Source organism: Chelatococcus sp. HY11 (genome assembly GCF_018398335.1).
In the GTDB taxonomy this organism is placed as follows: Bacteria; Pseudomonadota; Alphaproteobacteria; order Rhizobiales; family Beijerinckiaceae; genus Chelatococcus.
In genome coordinates this window covers 69,218-85,918 of the sequence record NZ_JAHBRX010000002.1, presented here as the reverse complement: position 1 = coordinate 85,918, position 16,701 = coordinate 69,218, and the positions used below count along the sequence as shown (strand labels likewise).

14 protein-coding genes are annotated in these 16,701 nt (G+C 62.1%); 3 read left to right on the top strand and 11 right to left on the bottom strand.

From position 1 onward, the window contains the following. Positions 1–20: 20 nt before the first annotated feature. The 4 genes from uraD to KIO74_RS21470 all read right to left on the bottom strand — a co-directional run bounded on the left by uraD (position 21) and on the right by KIO74_RS21470 (position 4,019). Complete coding sequence (gene uraD, locus KIO74_RS21485; RefSeq protein ID WP_213336416.1) at positions 21–551, bottom strand: 2-oxo-4-hydroxy-4-carboxy-5-ureidoimidazoline decarboxylase; 531 nt, start codon at positions 549–551, stop codon at positions 21–23. Positions 552–963: 412 nt separating this feature from the next. Continuing rightward, positions 964–2,271, bottom strand: a complete 1,308-nt coding sequence (locus tag KIO74_RS21480) for a TRAP transporter large permease (RefSeq protein WP_213336414.1) — start codon at positions 2,269–2,271, stop codon at positions 964–966. Then, positions 2,271–2,906: a TRAP transporter small permease subunit gene (locus KIO74_RS21475; RefSeq protein ID WP_213336411.1), complete on the bottom strand. Its 636-nt coding sequence runs from the start codon at positions 2,904–2,906 to the stop codon at positions 2,271–2,273. Before KIO74_RS21475 ends, KIO74_RS21480 begins: the two co-directional genes overlap by 1 nt. Before the next feature lie 60 nt (positions 2,907–2,966). Next, on the bottom strand, positions 2,967–4,019 hold the full coding sequence (locus KIO74_RS21470) for a TRAP transporter substrate-binding protein (protein ID WP_213336408.1): 1,053 nt from the start codon (positions 4,017–4,019) through the stop codon (positions 2,967–2,969). A gap of 479 nt (positions 4,020–4,498) precedes the next feature. On the opposite strand from KIO74_RS21470, the gene KIO74_RS21465 reads away from it, so the two are divergent. After that, positions 4,499–5,437, top strand: a complete 939-nt coding sequence (locus tag KIO74_RS21465) for a LysR family transcriptional regulator (protein WP_213336405.1) — start codon at positions 4,499–4,501, stop codon at positions 5,435–5,437. Between the two features lie 92 nt (positions 5,438–5,529). Here the strand turns inward: KIO74_RS21465 and KIO74_RS21460 are convergent, their stop codons facing one another. The 7 genes from KIO74_RS21460 to urtA all read right to left on the bottom strand — a co-directional run bounded on the left by KIO74_RS21460 (position 5,530) and on the right by urtA (position 12,079). Continuing rightward, the gene (locus KIO74_RS21460; protein ID WP_213336402.1) at positions 5,530–5,892 is read right to left on the bottom strand and encodes an FmdB family zinc ribbon protein; all 363 of its coding nucleotides are present in this window, start codon (positions 5,890–5,892) and stop codon (positions 5,530–5,532) included. A gap of 7 nt (positions 5,893–5,899) precedes the next feature. Next, entirely contained in the window at positions 5,900–7,129 is a 1,230-nt protein-coding gene (gene fmdA / locus KIO74_RS21455; protein ID WP_213336399.1) for a formamidase, read from the bottom strand. Between the two features lie 34 nt (positions 7,130–7,163). Then, positions 7,164–7,853 carry an urea ABC transporter ATP-binding subunit UrtE gene (gene urtE, locus KIO74_RS21450; protein ID WP_213336396.1) on the bottom strand — a complete coding sequence of 230 codons (690 nt, stop codon included), beginning with the start codon at positions 7,851–7,853 and terminating at the stop codon, positions 7,164–7,166. A 9-nt stretch (positions 7,854–7,862) separates the two neighbouring features. Further along, positions 7,863–8,624 (bottom strand): urea ABC transporter ATP-binding protein UrtD, encoded by a 762-nt coding sequence (urtD, locus tag KIO74_RS21445; RefSeq protein WP_213336393.1) that lies wholly within the window; start codon positions 8,622–8,624, stop codon positions 7,863–7,865. An 8-nt stretch (positions 8,625–8,632) separates the two neighbouring features. Next, positions 8,633–9,781, bottom strand: a complete 1,149-nt coding sequence (gene urtC / locus KIO74_RS21440) for an urea ABC transporter permease subunit UrtC (RefSeq protein WP_213336390.1) — start codon at positions 9,779–9,781, stop codon at positions 8,633–8,635. 3 nt (positions 9,782–9,784) lie between these two features. After that, on the bottom strand, positions 9,785–10,711 hold the full coding sequence (gene urtB, locus KIO74_RS21435; RefSeq protein WP_213326944.1) for an urea ABC transporter permease subunit UrtB: 927 nt from the start codon (positions 10,709–10,711) through the stop codon (positions 9,785–9,787). A 165-nt stretch (positions 10,712–10,876) separates the two neighbouring features. Next, positions 10,877–12,079: an urea ABC transporter substrate-binding protein gene (gene urtA / locus KIO74_RS21430; RefSeq protein WP_502762132.1), complete on the bottom strand. Its 1,203-nt coding sequence runs from the start codon at positions 12,077–12,079 to the stop codon at positions 10,877–10,879. Positions 12,080–12,295: 216 nt separating this feature from the next. On the opposite strand from urtA, the gene KIO74_RS21425 reads away from it, so the two are divergent. After that, positions 12,296–15,667 carry a hybrid sensor histidine kinase/response regulator gene (locus KIO74_RS21425; protein ID WP_213336385.1) on the top strand — a complete coding sequence of 1,124 codons (3,372 nt, stop codon included), beginning with the start codon at positions 12,296–12,298 and terminating at the stop codon, positions 15,665–15,667. After that, positions 15,657–16,586, top strand: coding sequence for a response regulator transcription factor (locus tag KIO74_RS21420; RefSeq protein WP_213336382.1), 930 nt, complete (start codon positions 15,657–15,659; stop codon positions 16,584–16,586). The genes KIO74_RS21425 and KIO74_RS21420 overlap by 11 nt, the downstream gene beginning before the upstream one ends. The last annotated feature ends 115 nt before the right edge of the window (positions 16,587–16,701 follow it).

Below are 16,701 nucleotides of genomic sequence, written 5' to 3'. Positions count from 1 at the left end.
GCGATGACATGACATGATGCTCACAGGTCGTGCTGCTTGATATGCTGAAGTCGCTTCTCCAGGCGCTCGACGGCGATGCACGCGACCTGGGCAAGCGCCTCATGATGCTCACGCTCGGTGCTGCGTGACGTGCGCCGCTCGAGTTCAGAGAGGATGTCTCGTTTGGTATAGTGGCGTACGCAGAGGATGAACGGAAATCCGTGTCGTTCCCGATAGGCCGCGTTCAGCCTGCGGACGGCCTCGATCTCCTGGGGCTCCAGCCGGTCCAGCCCGGCGCTTGCCTGTTCGTATTCGGATTCAGGCGTCAATGCCCCCGCGAGTGCTGCCTCGCCGGCGAGCTCGGGATGAGCACGCAGCAGGCTGAGTTGCTCCTCTGCGGTCGCGGCTGCAACGACTTGCATCATTGTCTCGATCATGCTGACAGCATCGGGGAAGCCTTCCGGGCGCCACGCGCGCGCCGCCACCCACGGCGAATGCTCAAAGAGGTCGCCAAACATGGACACGAAAGTCTGCGCATTGGGCGCGGCAATCGCTGGGAATGGTGGTGGCATGTCAGATCTTTCCAGGGATTAGTGTGCGCATGGCGCTGAGAAACCTTCGCCACCGTTGAGCGGCATCCTGCGGAAATATGAGCGCGTGTGGACAGGGGCGTCCTGGCACGCGCCAGGGCAGGCATGAAACGCTCGTGCGGTCAGCCCCGCCTGTGTCGAGCGCGAGGACTATGTGGAACATTGTCGCGCGAGAAGGTAACCGGTTCGCGCAACACTCACGGGATACAAAGGCCTAGGTTCTATCGACATTCAGCACTCTCGGCTGTCATGGCCAGGCTCGTCCCGGCCATCCCGATGGATCGAGGCGCCTTTGCTATCGGGACCACCGGGACAAGCCCGGTGATGACGGTGGTATGTCTTGGGCAACACTTGAATGTCGATTGCCCCTAGGCCATGTCCTGAGCCCAAGACTTCACTGGCGCGGCAGGGCGGCGATGGCCCAGTTCGCCATCTGCGGAAAATGGATCAGCAGCGCGGTCATCACCATCATCGCGCCGACGAACGGGATCGTGCCAGCGAACACGGTACCGATATTGCCCTCTCGCCGCACAGTCTGGATGACGTAGAGGGTCATGCCCACCGGCGGGCTCAACAGCGACATCTCGCACATCAGCACGATGAAGACGCCGAACCAGACGGGATCGATCCCGGCAGCGACGACTATCGGAAACAACACCGGCACCGTTCCGACCATCATCGGCAACGTCTCGAAGAATACACCAAGGAGGAGATAGAAGATCGCGAGGATCCACTTGAGCACCAGCGGATCGGCATTCAGGCTCCCAACCCAATTGCTGAGCGTTTGCGTAATCCCGAGGAGGCCGAGCGCGTAGTTCAGGTAGAACGCCACCGCCAGGATCAACATGGTGATCGCTGTCAGGCTCGCTGTCGCGACGAAGGCTTCATGCAACATGCGAATGGTGAGCCGCCTCTGGAATACCGCCATCGCCATGGTGGCGACAACGGCCAACGCGGCCGATTCCGTCACCGTCGCCCAGCCCGTATAGACTGAGCCCATGATGATCGCGAAGACGACCAGCGGACCCGCGAGATCGACGAGGCGCCTGAGGCGCTCCGCGAAGGGCACGTAAGGCTCCTTTGCCCCGGCGAGTTCCGGCCTCGCCAGGCAGAGTGCGGCGATGACGGCCATGAACAGCAGCGTCAGGATGAGGCTCGGCAGCATGGCAGCCGCATAAAGCTGTCCGACCGAGGTATTGGTCAGCGAGGCGTAAATGATGAAGGCGATACCCGGCGGGATGAGATTGCCGAGCGAGGCGCCGGCGGCGATCGACCCAAGCACCAGCCTTTCGTCATAGCTGCGCTTCTTGAAGGAGGGCAAGGCCACGGTGGTGATCGTGGCCGCGGTCGAGACGGAGGATCCCGACACCGCGGAGAAGATGGCGGAGGCGCCGATATTCGTATGCAGCAAGCTTCCCGGCAGGCGATTGAGCCAGGGCGCCAGCGCGCCATACATCTTGTCGGTCATCCCGCTGCGCACCAGAATCTCGCCAAGAAGGATGTAAAGCGGGATCGACAGGAGGATATAATCCTCCATCGAGCTCCAAAGCTGGCTCCCGTACATTCTGAGATGCACGCCATCGAAATAGGCGCCGATGGCGGTGACGGCGGTGAGGAAAAGGGCGGTCGCCACATGGAGGCCCAGGAACAGCAGGGCGACCATGACGATGAAGCCGGCGACGACGACGCTTATGGAGATCATCAGAACGCCCTCGCCTCTTCAGCCGGCAGCGTGCCCTGGGTCTCGATCTCGATCTGTTCCTTCAGCGAAGGGGGTCCGTAGTAGAGATCGAGCCTGGCAGGATCCTTGACGATGAGGATGGCGGCGTGCGCGGCGCAGGCGGTCGCCAGTCCGGCGAACACGACGAGGCCCGCCAGCCACAGGGACTGCGGGATCCACAGGGGCGTCTGCAGGGGCGTCGCCGCATGCGCCTGCCACCGCAGCGTGTCCGAGAGCACGCCCCAACCCTGCCAGGCTGAGAAGATGGCAAGGGCCGACAGCGAGATTGCGGCGATGAGATTGAGTAGCGTCTGCACCGGCCGCGGGAAATACTGGAACAGGAAATCGACTCGCGCGTGAGCTCTCTGCAGGAGCGCCGCCGAGAATCCCCATGTGCTGGCAATCGCAAGCAGATAGGCGCCGATTTCGTTGACCCCCTGCAGCGACGCGCCGAACAGCCGCCGCCCGATGATCTCATAGGTGGTCGCGAGACAGAGGCCGACCAGGCACCATCCCATGGCGATCTGCATCCAGCGAACAGGCCGCTCGCAATACAGCGCCAGGGGATTGTGCTCCAGCGGCGCCCCGGGTGAGGTGCCATCATCAGAACGTGTCATGATCCAACCGATCGTGGGAGGGCATGGGGCTCTTTCGGGGACGACGCGGGCGCGGGACCGTTATTTGCCTGCAATCTTCAGGCCGAGGGCAGCGCCGATCGAGCCGTTCCAGACCTTGGCGCAGTCGGGGAAAGTCGATGCGCAGCGGCCGGCCCACTCGCCGAGAATCTTGTCCGTCGTGATCTGCTTGATCTTCCCCTTGTCCGCCTCGGAAACTGTGACAAGCGTCATCTTGTAGGGCATGTAGAGCCCAGGCGCGCATTCGCCGCCCGTGCTGCAGGCCAGCGCCTTGTCGTTGGTGGTGACGGCCAGATCCCAGAGCCCCTGCTCAAGGGCCTTGAATTCACTTTCAAGCGCGGCGCGACGATCGGCCGGGAGCTTGTTCCACCAGTCAAGGTTCACGATGTGGGCTTGCACGGAACCGGATACCGAGAGCGGCAGCAGATGATTTGTCACCTCAGGCCACTTGCCCGTGTTAGCCGATGTCGGCGATGTCACGCCGCAGGACGCGACGCCGCGCTCAAGCGCGGAATAGACCTCCGGGAAACTCAGCGTGACCGGGGTTGCGCCCAGATCGGTCAGCAAGCTCGACATGGACGCGGTAAACGAACGCACCTTCTGCCCCTTGAGGTCAGCGAGACTCTTGATGGGCTGGTTGCAGAAGAACACCTGCGGGCCGAACGGCCAGATCGCCAACGCCTTCACGCCAAAGCGCTCCGCGAGCCGGGCATTGAACGGCTCGCGGTAGGCATCGACGGCCTTGCGCAATTCGCCCATGTCAGTCGAGACGCCGATGAGGTCGACGCCCTCGAGAAACGGGTCATCCTTGGCTACGCTTCCGATCTGGGTCGTCACCACCTGAAAGGCGCCGGAACTCGCCGTGCGCAACGCATCCGCGAGGTTCAGCCCAAGCACCTGGAATTCGTTGCGCTGGATCGTGAAGCCTTTCGACCCTAGCGCATTGATGACGCCAATCTCAACCGGATACTGGGCATTCTGCTGTTGCGTCTGGGTCAGCCAGCGGATGGTCTCGGCGCTGGCGGACTGGACGGACGCCAATGGCGTCGATGCCACGAGCGCGAGAACAGCGAGCGGACGAAAGAAGCGGTTCATGGTGAGCTCCTACGTGGCGACAGGTCACGCAACGAGCCATGCAAGGGCGGGACCTCGCCCCATCGGGAAAATTGAATATATGTCATATGGAATTTCGAATAATCGAAAAAGCCGTGACGACCTCACTCTCAGGCCATCTGACGGTGTCGCAGCGGGCTGCTTCGCGCGCCATGCAGCGTCGCCGTCGACCAGTTTACGGCAGAAACGGCCAAGGGCCGGCCCACGCCCGCATCCCACGCCCATGGTCAGTCGCCACAGGAATTCCAGCATTGCACATAGCAATTGATCAATTCGCAGCCGCATGCTGACCGATTGGGCAAATGGCGGGATTACCCTAGCCGGCGTAATCGACAACAAGGCCGATGTCGAACGTGTCCCGGCGCCCTGACGGCGAAAGCGCATTTGCGACGACCATATGGATTGTCGAATGAGTACGCAGTTGCCACACTCCCGCCTGACCATTCCGCCGGAGGACGCCGATGCGCAACCCGCAAAACCCGCTCAGCGCTTTCCATCTCAACGTGCTCACTGTGCTATTCGAGGAAAGGAACGTCACGCGGGCAGCGCGCCGGCTCCGTCTGTCGCAACCGGCCACCAGCCTCGTCCTGAAGCAGCTCCGAGAGATGTTCGGCGATCCGCTGCTCGTGCGTGGCCAGGGGGGCATGGTTCTCACGGAACGGGCGCGCGTTCTGCAGGGCATGGCGGCGAAAGTTCTCGAGGAACTCGATGGCCTGCTCGTCGATCCCGAGGATTTTGATCCCTCGTCGACCCAGCAGACCTTCACGATCGCCCTGCCCGATCAGATTCTGCCGCTCACGCTGAGCAGCGTCATGCAGGAATTTCGGCGACGCGCTCCGCTGGCACGTCTCACCATGCGCGCCCTGGGCCCGGATTTCGATTTCGAGGGCGCGCTCGCCAACGGCACAGTCGACCTCGTCATCAGCAATTGGCCAGCGCCGCCGCCCTCCCTGCGCCGCTCCATCCTGTTCGAGGACGAGTTCGTCTGCCTTGTCGATCGCAATCATCACTTCACACGGCACCCACCATCGGCCGATGCCTATCTCGCCGCCGATCACGTGGTGCCGGCTGACTATGCCATTGCCCACCGTGGCGTCGTCGAAACCCATCTCAGCGTGATACGGGCGGTCCGCGAGCGACGGGTCGTCAGCGCCTATTTTTCAATGGCCCCGTATCTGCTCGTCGACACCGACCTGGTTTTCACGGTGACCCGGCATTTTGCCGAACACTTCGCCAACATCCTGCCACTGGCGATCATTCCATCACCAATCGTCTATCCGCCTATCCAGTTCTATCAGCTCTGGCATGAACGCATGCATCACGCGCCGACGCACCGCTGGTTTCGCCAGGTCATCGGCCGCATGCGGGCGACGGGGATGCGCATTCCACGCGGGGACTAGAGCGCGGTCATGCCCCTCGACAAGAAGCCGCCGCACCCAGACGGGCATGGCGGCTCCTTATCATCGCTTTTCAGAGCGCAAGCCGACTGCGATCAGTGACTGATCATCCACGGGCGGGCCGACGGGAAGGACTTGGCGGCCTGTCCCGCGCTTACCCCCTCGCCGGCACCGCTTCCTTTTCCGCCCCGGCCCTTGAGCGCGAGGGATTTTCCGGAGCAGCATCCGCATCCCGCGCCATGCCCGGACGACCGTCGCGGTTCATGTGCGCTGCGTTCGTTGGCGGCATGGGCAAGGTGTGACGACCGGTTCGCCATGCCGATCGCGGGCGCGGTCAGCAGGACCCGCGGTGCCTCCTCGCCGCAATCCGGGCAATCGCAAGGTGCCGCGAAGTCCGCCATCGGCCGCAGTGCGGTGAAGGGTCCGCAGGCATGGCATTCATAGTCATACACAGGCATGGGCGCCTCACAGATCCGGTGCGAGCGGCATATCGACGGAGCCGTCCAGGAATTTCTGCGGCCCGGATGCGCTCGGATTGATGTCGAAGTCGAAGATCTGCGTCGGCAACCACAAGGTTGCGCAAGCATTCGGAATATCGACGACGCCGGAGATGTGGCCCTGGACGGGAGCCGTTCCGAGGATCGAATAGGCCTGCGCGCCGGAATATCCGAATTTCTTCAGGTATTCGATGGCGTTGAGACAGGCCTGCCGATAGGCGACATGGACATCGAGATAGTGCTGGCCACCCTGCTCGTCGACGGAAATGCCCTCGAAGATGAGGTAGTCATTGTAGTTCGGCGTGATCGGCGACGGCTTGAAGATCGGGTTCTTGATCCCGTATTTCGCCATTCCGCCCTTGATGAGGTCCACCTTCACATGCACCCATCCCGCCATCTCGATGGCGCCGCAAAAGGTGATCTCGCCATCACCCTGGCTGAAGTGCAGGTCGCCCATGGAAAGGCCGGCACCCGGCACATAGACCGGGAAAAAGATCTTCGAGCCGCGCGAGAGATCCTTGATGTCGCAATTGCCGCCGTGCTCACGCGGGGGCACCGTGCGCGCGCCCTCGGCCGCCGCCTTGGCCTTCGCCTCGCCCTTCAGCCGCCCCATATGGGCCGTCGGCCCGAAGGGCGGGTTGGCAAGCGGCGGCACGCGCTCCGGATTTGTCTTGATGAAGCCGACCTCGCGCTCGTTCCAGGTAGCGAGCAGTTTGGGGTCGGGCAGGCAACCGATGAGCCCCGGATGGATCAGGCCGGCGTACCGCACGCCCGGGACGTGACGCGATTTCGTGAAGAGGCCCTCGAAATCCCAGATCGACTTCTGCGCCTCAGGGAAATGATCGGTGAGGAAGCCGCCGCCGTTCTTCTTGGAGAAGAACCCGTTGAAGCCCCACTGGCTCTCCGGCAAGGCCCCGATATCGAGGAGATCGACGACAAGGAGATCACCGGGCTCGGCACCCTCGACACCGATCGGCCCCGACAGGAAATGCACGATCGACAGATCAATATCACGCACATCGGACGCGTCGTCGTTGTTCTTGATGAAACCGCCCGTCCAATCATAGGTCTCGACGATGAAATCATCGCCGGGCTTCACCATCGCCACCATCGGAATATCCGGATGCCAACGGTTGTGAACCTTGTCATTTTCATAGGCCGACTGGTTGAGATCGATCTTGATGATTGTATCGGGCATGGACGGGCTCCCTGGAAAACAGTCTAAGCGTTGGTTAAACCGAGAGAAAACTTGAGATCTTGGCTTCGTCGACGGCCTGGCGATCCTCCTCGTGGACAATTTCGCCATTCTCGATGACGAGGATGCGGTCCGCGATATCGAGGGCGAAGGACAGCACCTGCTCGGACACGACAATGGACAAGCCGCGCTCGTCGCGGATGCGTTTCAAGGTGCGGGCCATGTCGCGGATGATCGACGGCTGAATACCCTCCGTCGGCTCGTCGAGCAGGAGAACCTTGGGCTTACTCGCCAGCGCGCGGGCAATAGCGAGCTGCTGCTGCTGACCACCTGAGAGATTTCCGCCGCGCCGGCCCTTCATTTCGAGCAGCACGGGAAAAAGTTCGTAGATGCTCTCGGGCACCTCCGACTCGCCCGTGGTCGTCAGGCCGGTCTCGATGTTCTCCTTGACCGTCATCGTCGAGAAAATCATCCGCCCTTGCGGCACATAGGCCACGCCCTTGGCGACGCGCTCATAGCTCTTGAGCCCGGTGATCTCGTCGGAACCGACGGTCACATGGCCACTCTTCGTGGGAACGACGCCCATCAGCGCCTTCATGAGCGTTGTCTTGCCCATGCCGTTGCGCCCCATGATGGCGACGATCTCGCCGGGCGCGATACGGAAGTCGAGGCCATGGAGAACCTCGCTCTGGCCATAGGCGACATGCAGGTCCTGGACTGTCAGCATGGCAAGCCCTCAATGCCCGAGATAGACTTCGATGACACGCGGATCATGTTTCACGCGGTCCATCGAGCCCTCCGAGAGAACCTTGCCCTGGTGCAGCACGGTGACGCGATGGGCGATGTCCTCGACGAATTTCATGTCGTGCTCGATGACGATCACCGAGCGGTTCTTGATGATCTTGTGCAGGAGTTCTGCGGTCTTCTTGCGCTCGCTCACACTCATGCCGGCAACCGGTTCATCGAGCATCATGAGATCCGGATCCTGGATCAGCAGCATGCCGATCTCCAGCCACTGTTTCTGGCCGTGGCTGAGAAACTCGGCCCGTTCATCGAGATGATCGGCGAGGAAGATGGTCTCGGCGATGTCCTCGACCCGCGCACGCACCTCCGCGTCGCGCCTGAACGTCAGCGCACCAAAGACGGAGCGCCCGCGCGGAAAGGAAATCTCCAGGTTCTCGAAGACCGTCAGGTCATCGTAGATGGAGGGATTCTGGAACTTCCGGCCGACGCCGGCCAGCACGATGTTGCTCTCTGACATCTTCGTCAGTTCCATGTCGCGGAACTTGATGGAGCCAGATGTCGCCCTGGTACGCCCACAGATGAGATCAAGAACGGTTGTCTTACCGGCCCCGTTTGGACCGATGATAACGCGGATTTCATTCTCGTCCACATAGAACGAGACGTCGTTCACCGCCTTGAACCCATCAAAGGACACGGTCAGAGCCTCGACAGCGAGGACGAACTGCTTCTGCGGATCTTTCGGGGGAATGATCATGTCTCACCTCACTCCGCGGGAGCGCCGTGCAAAGGCTGCTCGGTTTCCGCCGGCCGCCGCCGCGTGACACGCGCGACCAGCGGGGCGACATAGCTGTGGTAGATGCCGGCGAGCCCGTTCGGGAACACCATCACGACGGCGATGAACAGCGCACCGAGCCCGAACAGCCAGAGCTCAGGAAAGCTCTCCGAGAAGGCCGTCTTGGCGACGTTGACCAGAAGCGTGCCGTAGACCGCCCCGAAGAGCGACAGCCGGCCGCCGACCGCGGTGTAGATCACCATCTCGATCGACGGCACGATGCCGACGAAGGACGGCGACATGAACCCCACCTGCAGCGTGAACATCGCGCCGCCGATCGCCGCGAAGGCGGCCGCCAGGCAGAAGGCGAAGATCTTGAAGTTGGCGACGGAATAGCCGGAGAACCGGACCCGGTCCTCCTTGTCGCGCATGGCGACCAGCACGCGGCCGAGCTTGGAGCGCTTTACATATTGGGCGAGCAGGATGCAGGCGATCAGAAGGCCGCCATTGACGAAATAGAGGATCTGCTTGGCGCTGTCTGTGCGGATGTCCCAGCCTTGCAGGGTCCTGAGATCCGTGATGCCGTTGATGCCGCCGGTGTACCCCTGCCGGCCAACGATCAGGATGGTGAGGATCGCCGCGATCGCCTGGGTGATGATGGCGAAGTACACGCCGCCGACACGTCGCTTGAACATGGCGGCGCCAATAAAGAAGGCAAACAGCGTTGGCACCGCGATGATGAGGATCAGCGTCAAAGTCAGGCTCTTGAACGGCAGCCAGAAGAATGGAAGTTCCGTCAGCTGGTTCCAGTCCATGAAGTCCGGGATGCCGGGCGTGGACTGGATCTTGGTGTTCTCGACGCTCGACGCCTCGAGCTTGAGATACATCGCCATGCAGTAGCCGCCGAGGCCGAAGAAGATGCCCTGGCCAAGGCTGAGAATGCCCCCGAAGCCCCAGCACAGCACGAGCCCCAGCGCCACGAAGGCATAGGTGAGATATTTGCCGACGAGGTTCAGGCGGAACGCATCGAGCGTCGCGGGGAGGACCACCAGGATCAGGGCGGCGACGATGAGGATCGAGACGACTTCCAGCGGCTTCATGAAGGCCGTGTCGTCGGCGGATTTGGAGCGAATGACCATGTCTCAGCGCCTGACCTTGAGGACGAACAGGCCCTGCGGCCGCAGCATGAGAATGCCGACCACCGCGAGCAATGTGAGAACCTTGGCGATGGAGCCGGACAGGAAGAACTCCATGATCGACTGCGCCTGCGAGATGGTGAAGGCCGAGGCGATGGTCCCGGCAAGGCTGGCGGCGCCTCCGAAGACGACCACGAGAAAGGTGTCGACGATGTAGAGCTGGCCTGCGGTTGGCCCCGTGGAGCCGATCATCGTGAAGGCCGAGCCGGCGATACCGGCAATGCCGCAACCAATGCCGAAGGTGTAACGATCGACTTTCTCGGTGTTGATGCCCACCGCGCCCGCCATGACACGGTTCTGCACCACGGCACGCACCTGCATGCCCCAGCGCGAGCGATACATCATGACAGCGACGGCGATGGTGATGATGGTTGTCAGGGCCATCACGAAGAGGCCGTTGATCTGGATCTCGATGACATCCGTCACCGGAAGCGAGCCCAGCATCCACTGAGGCAGCTCGACGCCGACCTCGCGCGGACCGAAAACCGACCGGTAGAACTGCTGCAGGATGAGCGAGAGCCCCCAGGTGGCCAGCAGCGTATCCAGCGGTCGCTTGTAGAGCCGTCTGATCATCAGCCACTCCACGGCGACGCCCAGCGCGCCGGAGGCAAGGAAGGCCAGGATCATCGCGATGAAGAAGTAGATCGGCACCAGCGCGGGCAAGTAGCTGTGAAAGAATGTTGAGCACATCCAGGTCACATAGGCGCCAAGGATCATGAATTCGCCATGGGCCATGTTGATGACGCCCATCTGGCCGAAGATGATGGCAAGCCCCAGCGCCATCAATAGGAATACCGAAAATAAGATAAGGCCGGCGAAGCCCTGCATCACGAATATCGATGTAAGCTCGCCGAGCGAATAATCGCCGAACATCTCAGCCTCCCGGCCAATGGACTGATGGGGACGATCGTCAATGGTGAAGGCACGACTTGGGTGAAGACACGACTTACCGCCGCCCAGGCATGAAGCCTGGGCGACCTCCCCCCAGCGTTTCCCGTCTCGATTAGGTCAGCCTTCCCAGCGGCTTATTGGCAGCGCTTATTGATAGCCCTTGGGGAAGGGGTCCGGCTCCATCAGCTCGGCGGTCTCGTAGATCACATCATATTGTCCATCAGGGCGCGCGCGTCCGACGCGGGTCTTGGACCACAGGTGGTGATTGGGATGGATCTTCACATAGCCTTCTGGCGCCTGCTTGAATTCCACCCCGGCGGACGCTTCCGCGATCTTGTCCACGTCGAAGGACCCGGCCTTCTCCACCGTCAGTTTCCACAGCCAGGGCCCGAGATAGGCCGCCTGCGTGACGTCACCGATGACAGTTTTCTCGCCCCACATCTTCTTGAAGGCGGAGACGAACTGCTTGTTGTTCGGATTATCGAGCGACTGGAAATACTTCATGCAGGCATAGGCGCCCGCGATGTTTTCACCACCGATACCATCGATCTCGTCTTCCGTGACCGAAATCGTGACCAGCGTCTGCTTGTTGAGGTCGATACCGGCCGCCTTGAGCTGCTTGTAGAAAGCGACGTTCGAACCACCCACGATAATGGCGTAGATCACGTCCGGCTTCGTCAACTTGATTTTGTTGATGACGGAATTGAACTGCGTATGCCCGAGCGGGAAATATTCCTCGCCGACGACCTTCGTTTTGAGGACGTTCTCGATGTGCTTGCGCGCGATCTTGTTGGACGTGCGCGGCCAGATATAGTCCGAGCCGAGCAGATAGAAGGTCTTGGCACCCTTCTCCTTGGAGACCCAATCGAGGCCCGCGAGGATTTGCTGCGTCGCCTCCTGACCCGTATAGATGACGTTCTTTGACTGCTCCAGTCCTTCATAGAACGTCGGATAGTAGAGCATACCGTTATATTGCTCGAAGACGGGCAGAACCGCCTTGCGGGAGGCCGAAGTCCAGCAACCCATGACGGCCGCGCATTTGTCGTTGACGAGAAGTTTCTTCGCCTTTTCAGCGAAGGTCGGCCAGTCGCTGGCGCCGTCCTCCTGGATGAACTTGATCTTCCGCCCGAGAACGCCGCCTTCGGCGTTGATCTGCTCGATGGCGAGCTTCTCGGCCTGGACAGAGCCCGTTTCCGAGATGGCCATCGTACCCGTTACGGAGTGAAGGATACCGACGGTGACCTCGGTATCGGTGACGGCAAGGCCGGTCGTGTTGACGGCGGAGGTCGCCGGCGCCTGCGCGAAGGCAGTCCGTGGCAAGGCAAGTCCGGCAAATGGCATGGCGGCCATGCCGAGAAGCATCCTGCGTCGAAGATCTGATTGCGGACGATCCTTATCGTACGCCATGGCGTCTTACCCCTCTTGATGTTTTGGGAGCAGGGTCTCTTGCCCCGCGACGCCATCATCGTTGGATAAATGCCGCAGTGCAGCAATACGTAGGATCACGTATACTGCACCGCGAAACACCTGACATACTGGTGCCGGATAACAGGGGGCGGGACAGGTATGAGCGGCCAGCAGCGGATCGACCGGGTCCGTCGCGAATATAATCAATGGGTCACGAACCAGACCCTTGAGGATTTCGCGTTGCGTTTCACGGCCAAGCGCGCGCGCCGGTGGTCGCCGTTACGCGTCGCCAACACGGCGCTCGGGGCAATCTCGTTTCTCGCCCTGGAGGCCATCGGCGCCGCGACAACGCTCAGCTATGGCTTCACCAACGCGAGCCTCGCGATCCTGGCGGTCAGCACCCTGATTTTCATGACCGGCGTGCCGATTTCCTACTATGCGTCACGCTATGGGGTGGATATCGACCTGCTGACACGTGGCGCGGGCTTTGGATACATTGGCTCGACCATAACATCGCTGATCTACGCGTCATTCACTTTCATCTTTTTCGCCATCGAGGCCGTCATCCTCGCCATCGCCATCGAGATGATGACGGGGCTGCCTCGGGCGATTGGCTACCTCGTCAGCGCGCTCGTCGTCATCCCGCTCGTCACGCATGGCATCACCCTCATCAGCCGCTTCCAGCTGTGGACCCAGCCCCTCTGGATCGTCCTGCAGATTGCCCCCTTCATCGCCATCCTGCATTATGAGCCGGATGTACTGTCGGACTGGACGGGCTTCACCGGACGCCATGGCGACCTCGGCGGGGGCTTTTCGCTGATTCTGTTCGGCGCCGCCTCCAGCGTCATGTTCTCGCTCGTCGCGCAGATCGGCGAGCAAGTGGACTTCCTGCGCTTCCTTCCGCGAGAGCGCAGCGGCAAGCGATGGTCCTGGTGGCTGGCATTGGTCTCCGCGGGACCTGGATGGATCATCATCGGCGCGCTGAAGATGCTGGCCGGCTCCTTTCTTGCCGTCTATGCGCTGAAGCAGGGCGTGACGGAGGAGCAGGCCGTCGAACCGGCCGAGATGTATGTGATGGCCTTCGAGACCATTTTCGGCGATCCACGCGTCGCGCTCTATGTCGCCTGCGCCTTCGTCATCCTGTGCCAGCTCAAGATCAATGTGACAAACGCCTATGCCGGGTCCATCGCCTGGTCGAATTTCTTCTCCCGCCTCACCCACAGCCATCCGGGCCGTGTCGTATGGCTTGTATTCAACCTCGGCGTGGCCGTCCTTCTGATGGAACTCGGCGTCTACCGCGCCCTGGAAAACACCCTCGCGCTCTATTCTAATGTCGCCATCGGCTGGGTCGGCGCCATTGTCGCTGACCTGATCATCAACAAGCCGCTGAAGCTCTCACCGGCGCATATCGAATTCAAGCGCGCCCATCTCTACGATATCAATCCCGTCGGGGTCGGCGCCATGCTGGTCGCCACGACCGTCGGCATATCGACCTTTTTCGGCCTCGCCGGCGAGCTGGCAAAGGCGCTGTCGCCCTTTCTGGCGCTGGGCGCCGCCCTCGTCACGGCGCCCCTTATCGCCTGGGGGACGGGCGGGAAATATTATCTGGCGCGGACGCCCAAGAAGAGTTGGCAGAAGCGCGACTCGATCAAATGCTGCATCTGCGAGCACGCCTTCGAGCCCGAGGACATGGCCTCCTGCCCGGCCTATGCGGGGCCGATCTGCTCGCTCTGCTGTTCGCTCGATGCGCGTTGCGACGATCTCTGCAAGCCGCATGCGCGCTATCCCGTGCAGATGCGAGCCGCGCTGACGCGCATCATGCCGGTCAAGCTCCATGGGTGGCTGACGGCCGACGTTACCTATTTCCTGGGCGTGTTCTTCCTGGCGGGCGGCGTCATCGCCCTCACGCTCACTCTGATCTATCTGCAGAGCACAAGCGATCCGTCCGTCGACCCGGCCATCGCCGCTGGTCTCCTCTGGAAGGCCTTCTTCGTCCTCGCCATCATCATCGGCGTCGCCGCCTGGCTGTTCGTCCTCGTCCAGGCGAGCCGCACCGCGGCCCAGGAAGAATCCCGCCGGCAGACAGCGCTCCTGATGAACGAGATCGAGGCGCACAACCGGACCGATGCGGCACTGCAGCGCGCCAAGGACGCGGCCGAAGCCGCCAACCATGCCAAGAGCCGCTATGTGGTGGGGCTGAGCCACGAATTGCGCACGCCGCTCAACGCCATCGTCGGCTATGCCCAGATCCTCGAGAATGACACCGCGATCGCCGCGAAGCAGCGCGGGCAGATCCATGTCGTCCGCCGCAGCGCCGATCACCTGTCCGGCCTGATCGACGGCATTCTCGACATATCCAAGATCGAGGCTGGTCGGCTCGATCTGTCACGCGACGAAATCCCGCTGGTCGAATTCCTCGATCAGATCGTCGGCATGTTCAAGCTGCAGGCCGCTGCCAAGGGTCTCGAATTCTGCTTCGACAGACCCGCAAACCTGCCCGCGGTCGTCTATGCCGATGGTAACCGTCTGCGTCAGGTCCTGATCAACCTCCTCTCCAATGCCATCAAGTTTACCACGGAAGGCAAGGTCACCTTCGCGCTGGCCTATCGCAGCCCCGTTGCCGACTTCACCATAGCGGATACAGGGCCCGGCATCCCGGCGGCGGATCTGGAGCGCATCTTCGAGCCCTTCGAGCGGGGCGCGGGGCGTCCCGGGCAGATGCCGCCCGGCACGGGGCTTGGACTGACCATCTCGAAGCTTCTCGCCGGCGTGATGGGCGGCAGCATCACCGTGACGAGCAAGCTCGGCATTGGCACTGCCTTCAAGGTCAAGCTGCTTCTTTCGGAAGTGACGGATCCCCGCCCGATCATCGGGAGCGAGGACCATATCACGGGCTATGTCGGTCGCCGGCGGACGATCTTCGTGGTCGATGACGACCCCGTGCACCACGACCTCATGCGCGAGATCCTCGGGCCGCTCGGCTTCATCATTCTCCATGCGACCCATGGCGAGGCCTGCATCGACATGGCACGCCACGTCCGTCCGGATCTCTTCCTCATCGACGTCTCCATGGCTGGCATGGATGGCTGGGCCCTGGCGCAGGCCCTGCGCGAGCAGGGGCAGGATCAGGCGCGCATTGTCATGTTTTCGGCCAGCGCTGTTGAAGCCTACAGAGCCGCAATGGCCCGCCCTTTCCATGACGGCTATCTGCTGAAGCCGGTCGAGATCCGCCAGCTTCTCCGCGAGATCCAGATTCAACTCGGGCTCGAATGGGAGCATGGAGACGATCCCATAATGGCCCTGGCACAGGCCCCAACCGGTCACGCGCCCCTCCAGGCCGCCGACGTCATTGACCTCCGGCGCCTTGGCGAGCTTGGCCATATTCGCGGCCTGCAGTCCAGACTGGAGGTGATCGGGCGCGCGAACCCCGCGCAACGCGGCACCGTTGCTGACCTCGCGCGCCTCGTCGACACGATCGATCTTCCCGGCTTCATGGCCGCCCTCAATGCGATGGATCAGCATGACGCATAGCCACGACAGCCGCCGCATCGCCCTGGTGGTCGACGATTCGCCCGAGACCCTGCGTTTGCTGACGGACGCGCTCGACGCGGCCGGCTTCACCGTCATGGTGGCGCTCGACGGCGAATCCGCTCTGAAGATCGCGGTGCACATCACCCCGGATGTGGTTCTGCTCGACGCGGTCATGCCCGGGATGAGCGGCTTCGAGGCGTGCCGACGCCTGAAGCAGGAGCCCCTGCTCGCCCATGTCCCGGTCATCTTCATGACGGGATTGACCGAAACCGCCCATATTCTCGAGGGATTGGCGGCAGGTGGCGTCGACTATGTCACCAAGCCCATCGTCATCGACGAGATGCTGGCGCGCATCCGCGTCCATTCCACCAATGCGCGCCTCACGGAAAGCGCGCAGGCCGCCCTCGACACATCCGGCCGGACGCTGCTCGCCGTCGATCTCTCCGGTGATGTGCTCTGGCTCACGCCCGTGGCGCGCAAACGGCTCGGCCCGACCCTCGTCGAGGGAAAGGCGCGACCATCGGCCCTGCCCGCCAGCCTGACGCGCTGGCTCCGGGACGCTGTTGCGATCGCCGAAAGCGAGCGCCAGCGGGAACTCGTCACGCCCCTGCCTGGCGATCCAAGCTCCACGCTGACATTCATCGGCCGCATGGGCGAGGACGAGTATCTGCTGCGGCTCGGCTCCGGGCAGGTTGATGACGCCCCCGGACGACTGCGGCAGAGCTTCGACCTGACCCAGCGCGAGGGCGAGGTGCTGTGGTGGATCGCCGCCGGCAAGTCCAATCGCGACATAGCCGCGATCCTGTCACTCAGCCCCCGGACAGTCGACAAGCATCTGGAGCAGGTCTACCTGAAGCTGCGCGTCGAGAATCGAACGGCAGCCGCGACGCTCGCGTTGCGATCGCTTGGGCAGTTGTAGCGCCGTCGCTATCCGCTGAATTTCAGGCGATCAGCGCCAGCGTATCGCGATCGGCGAAGGCTATCAGCCTCAATCCACGTTTCCATCGTCGCGGACGAACCGATTCTCGCCCTCG

Excerpts from the sequence above, each read along its gene's own strand:
- uraD (WP_213336416.1), bottom strand. The coding sequence starts at position 551 with ATGCCACCACCATTCCCAGCGATTGCCGCGCCCAATGCGCAGACTTTC.
- KIO74_RS21480 (WP_213336414.1), bottom strand. The coding sequence starts at position 2,271 with ATGATCTCCATAAGCGTCGTCGTCGCCGGCTTCATCGTCATGGTCGCC.
- KIO74_RS21475 (WP_213336411.1), bottom strand. The coding sequence starts at position 2,906 with ATGACACGTTCTGATGATGGCACCTCACCCGGGGCGCCGCTGGAGCAC.
- KIO74_RS21470 (WP_213336408.1), bottom strand. The coding sequence starts at position 4,019 with ATGAACCGCTTCTTTCGTCCGCTCGCTGTTCTCGCGCTCGTGGCATCG.
- KIO74_RS21465 (WP_213336405.1), top strand. The coding sequence starts at position 4,499 with ATGCGCAACCCGCAAAACCCGCTCAGCGCTTTCCATCTCAACGTGCTC.
- KIO74_RS21460 (WP_213336402.1), bottom strand. The coding sequence starts at position 5,892 with ATGCCTGTGTATGACTATGAATGCCATGCCTGCGGACCCTTCACCGCA.
- fmdA (WP_213336399.1), bottom strand. The coding sequence starts at position 7,129 with ATGCCCGATACAATCATCAAGATCGATCTCAACCAGTCGGCCTATGAA.
- urtE (WP_213336396.1), bottom strand. The coding sequence starts at position 7,853 with ATGCTGACAGTCCAGGACCTGCATGTCGCCTATGGCCAGAGCGAGGTT.
- urtD (WP_213336393.1), bottom strand. The coding sequence starts at position 8,624 with ATGATCATTCCCCCGAAAGATCCGCAGAAGCAGTTCGTCCTCGCTGTC.
- urtC (WP_213336390.1), bottom strand. The coding sequence starts at position 9,781 with ATGGTCATTCGCTCCAAATCCGCCGACGACACGGCCTTCATGAAGCCG.
- urtB (WP_213326944.1), bottom strand. The coding sequence starts at position 10,711 with ATGTTCGGCGATTATTCGCTCGGCGAGCTTACATCGATATTCGTGATG.
- urtA (WP_502762132.1), bottom strand. The coding sequence starts at position 12,079 with ATGGCCGCCATGCCATTTGCCGGACTTGCCTTGCCACGGACTGCCTTC.
- KIO74_RS21425 (WP_213336385.1), top strand. The coding sequence starts at position 12,296 with ATGAGCGGCCAGCAGCGGATCGACCGGGTCCGTCGCGAATATAATCAA.
- KIO74_RS21420 (WP_213336382.1), top strand. The coding sequence starts at position 15,657 with ATGACGCATAGCCACGACAGCCGCCGCATCGCCCTGGTGGTCGACGAT.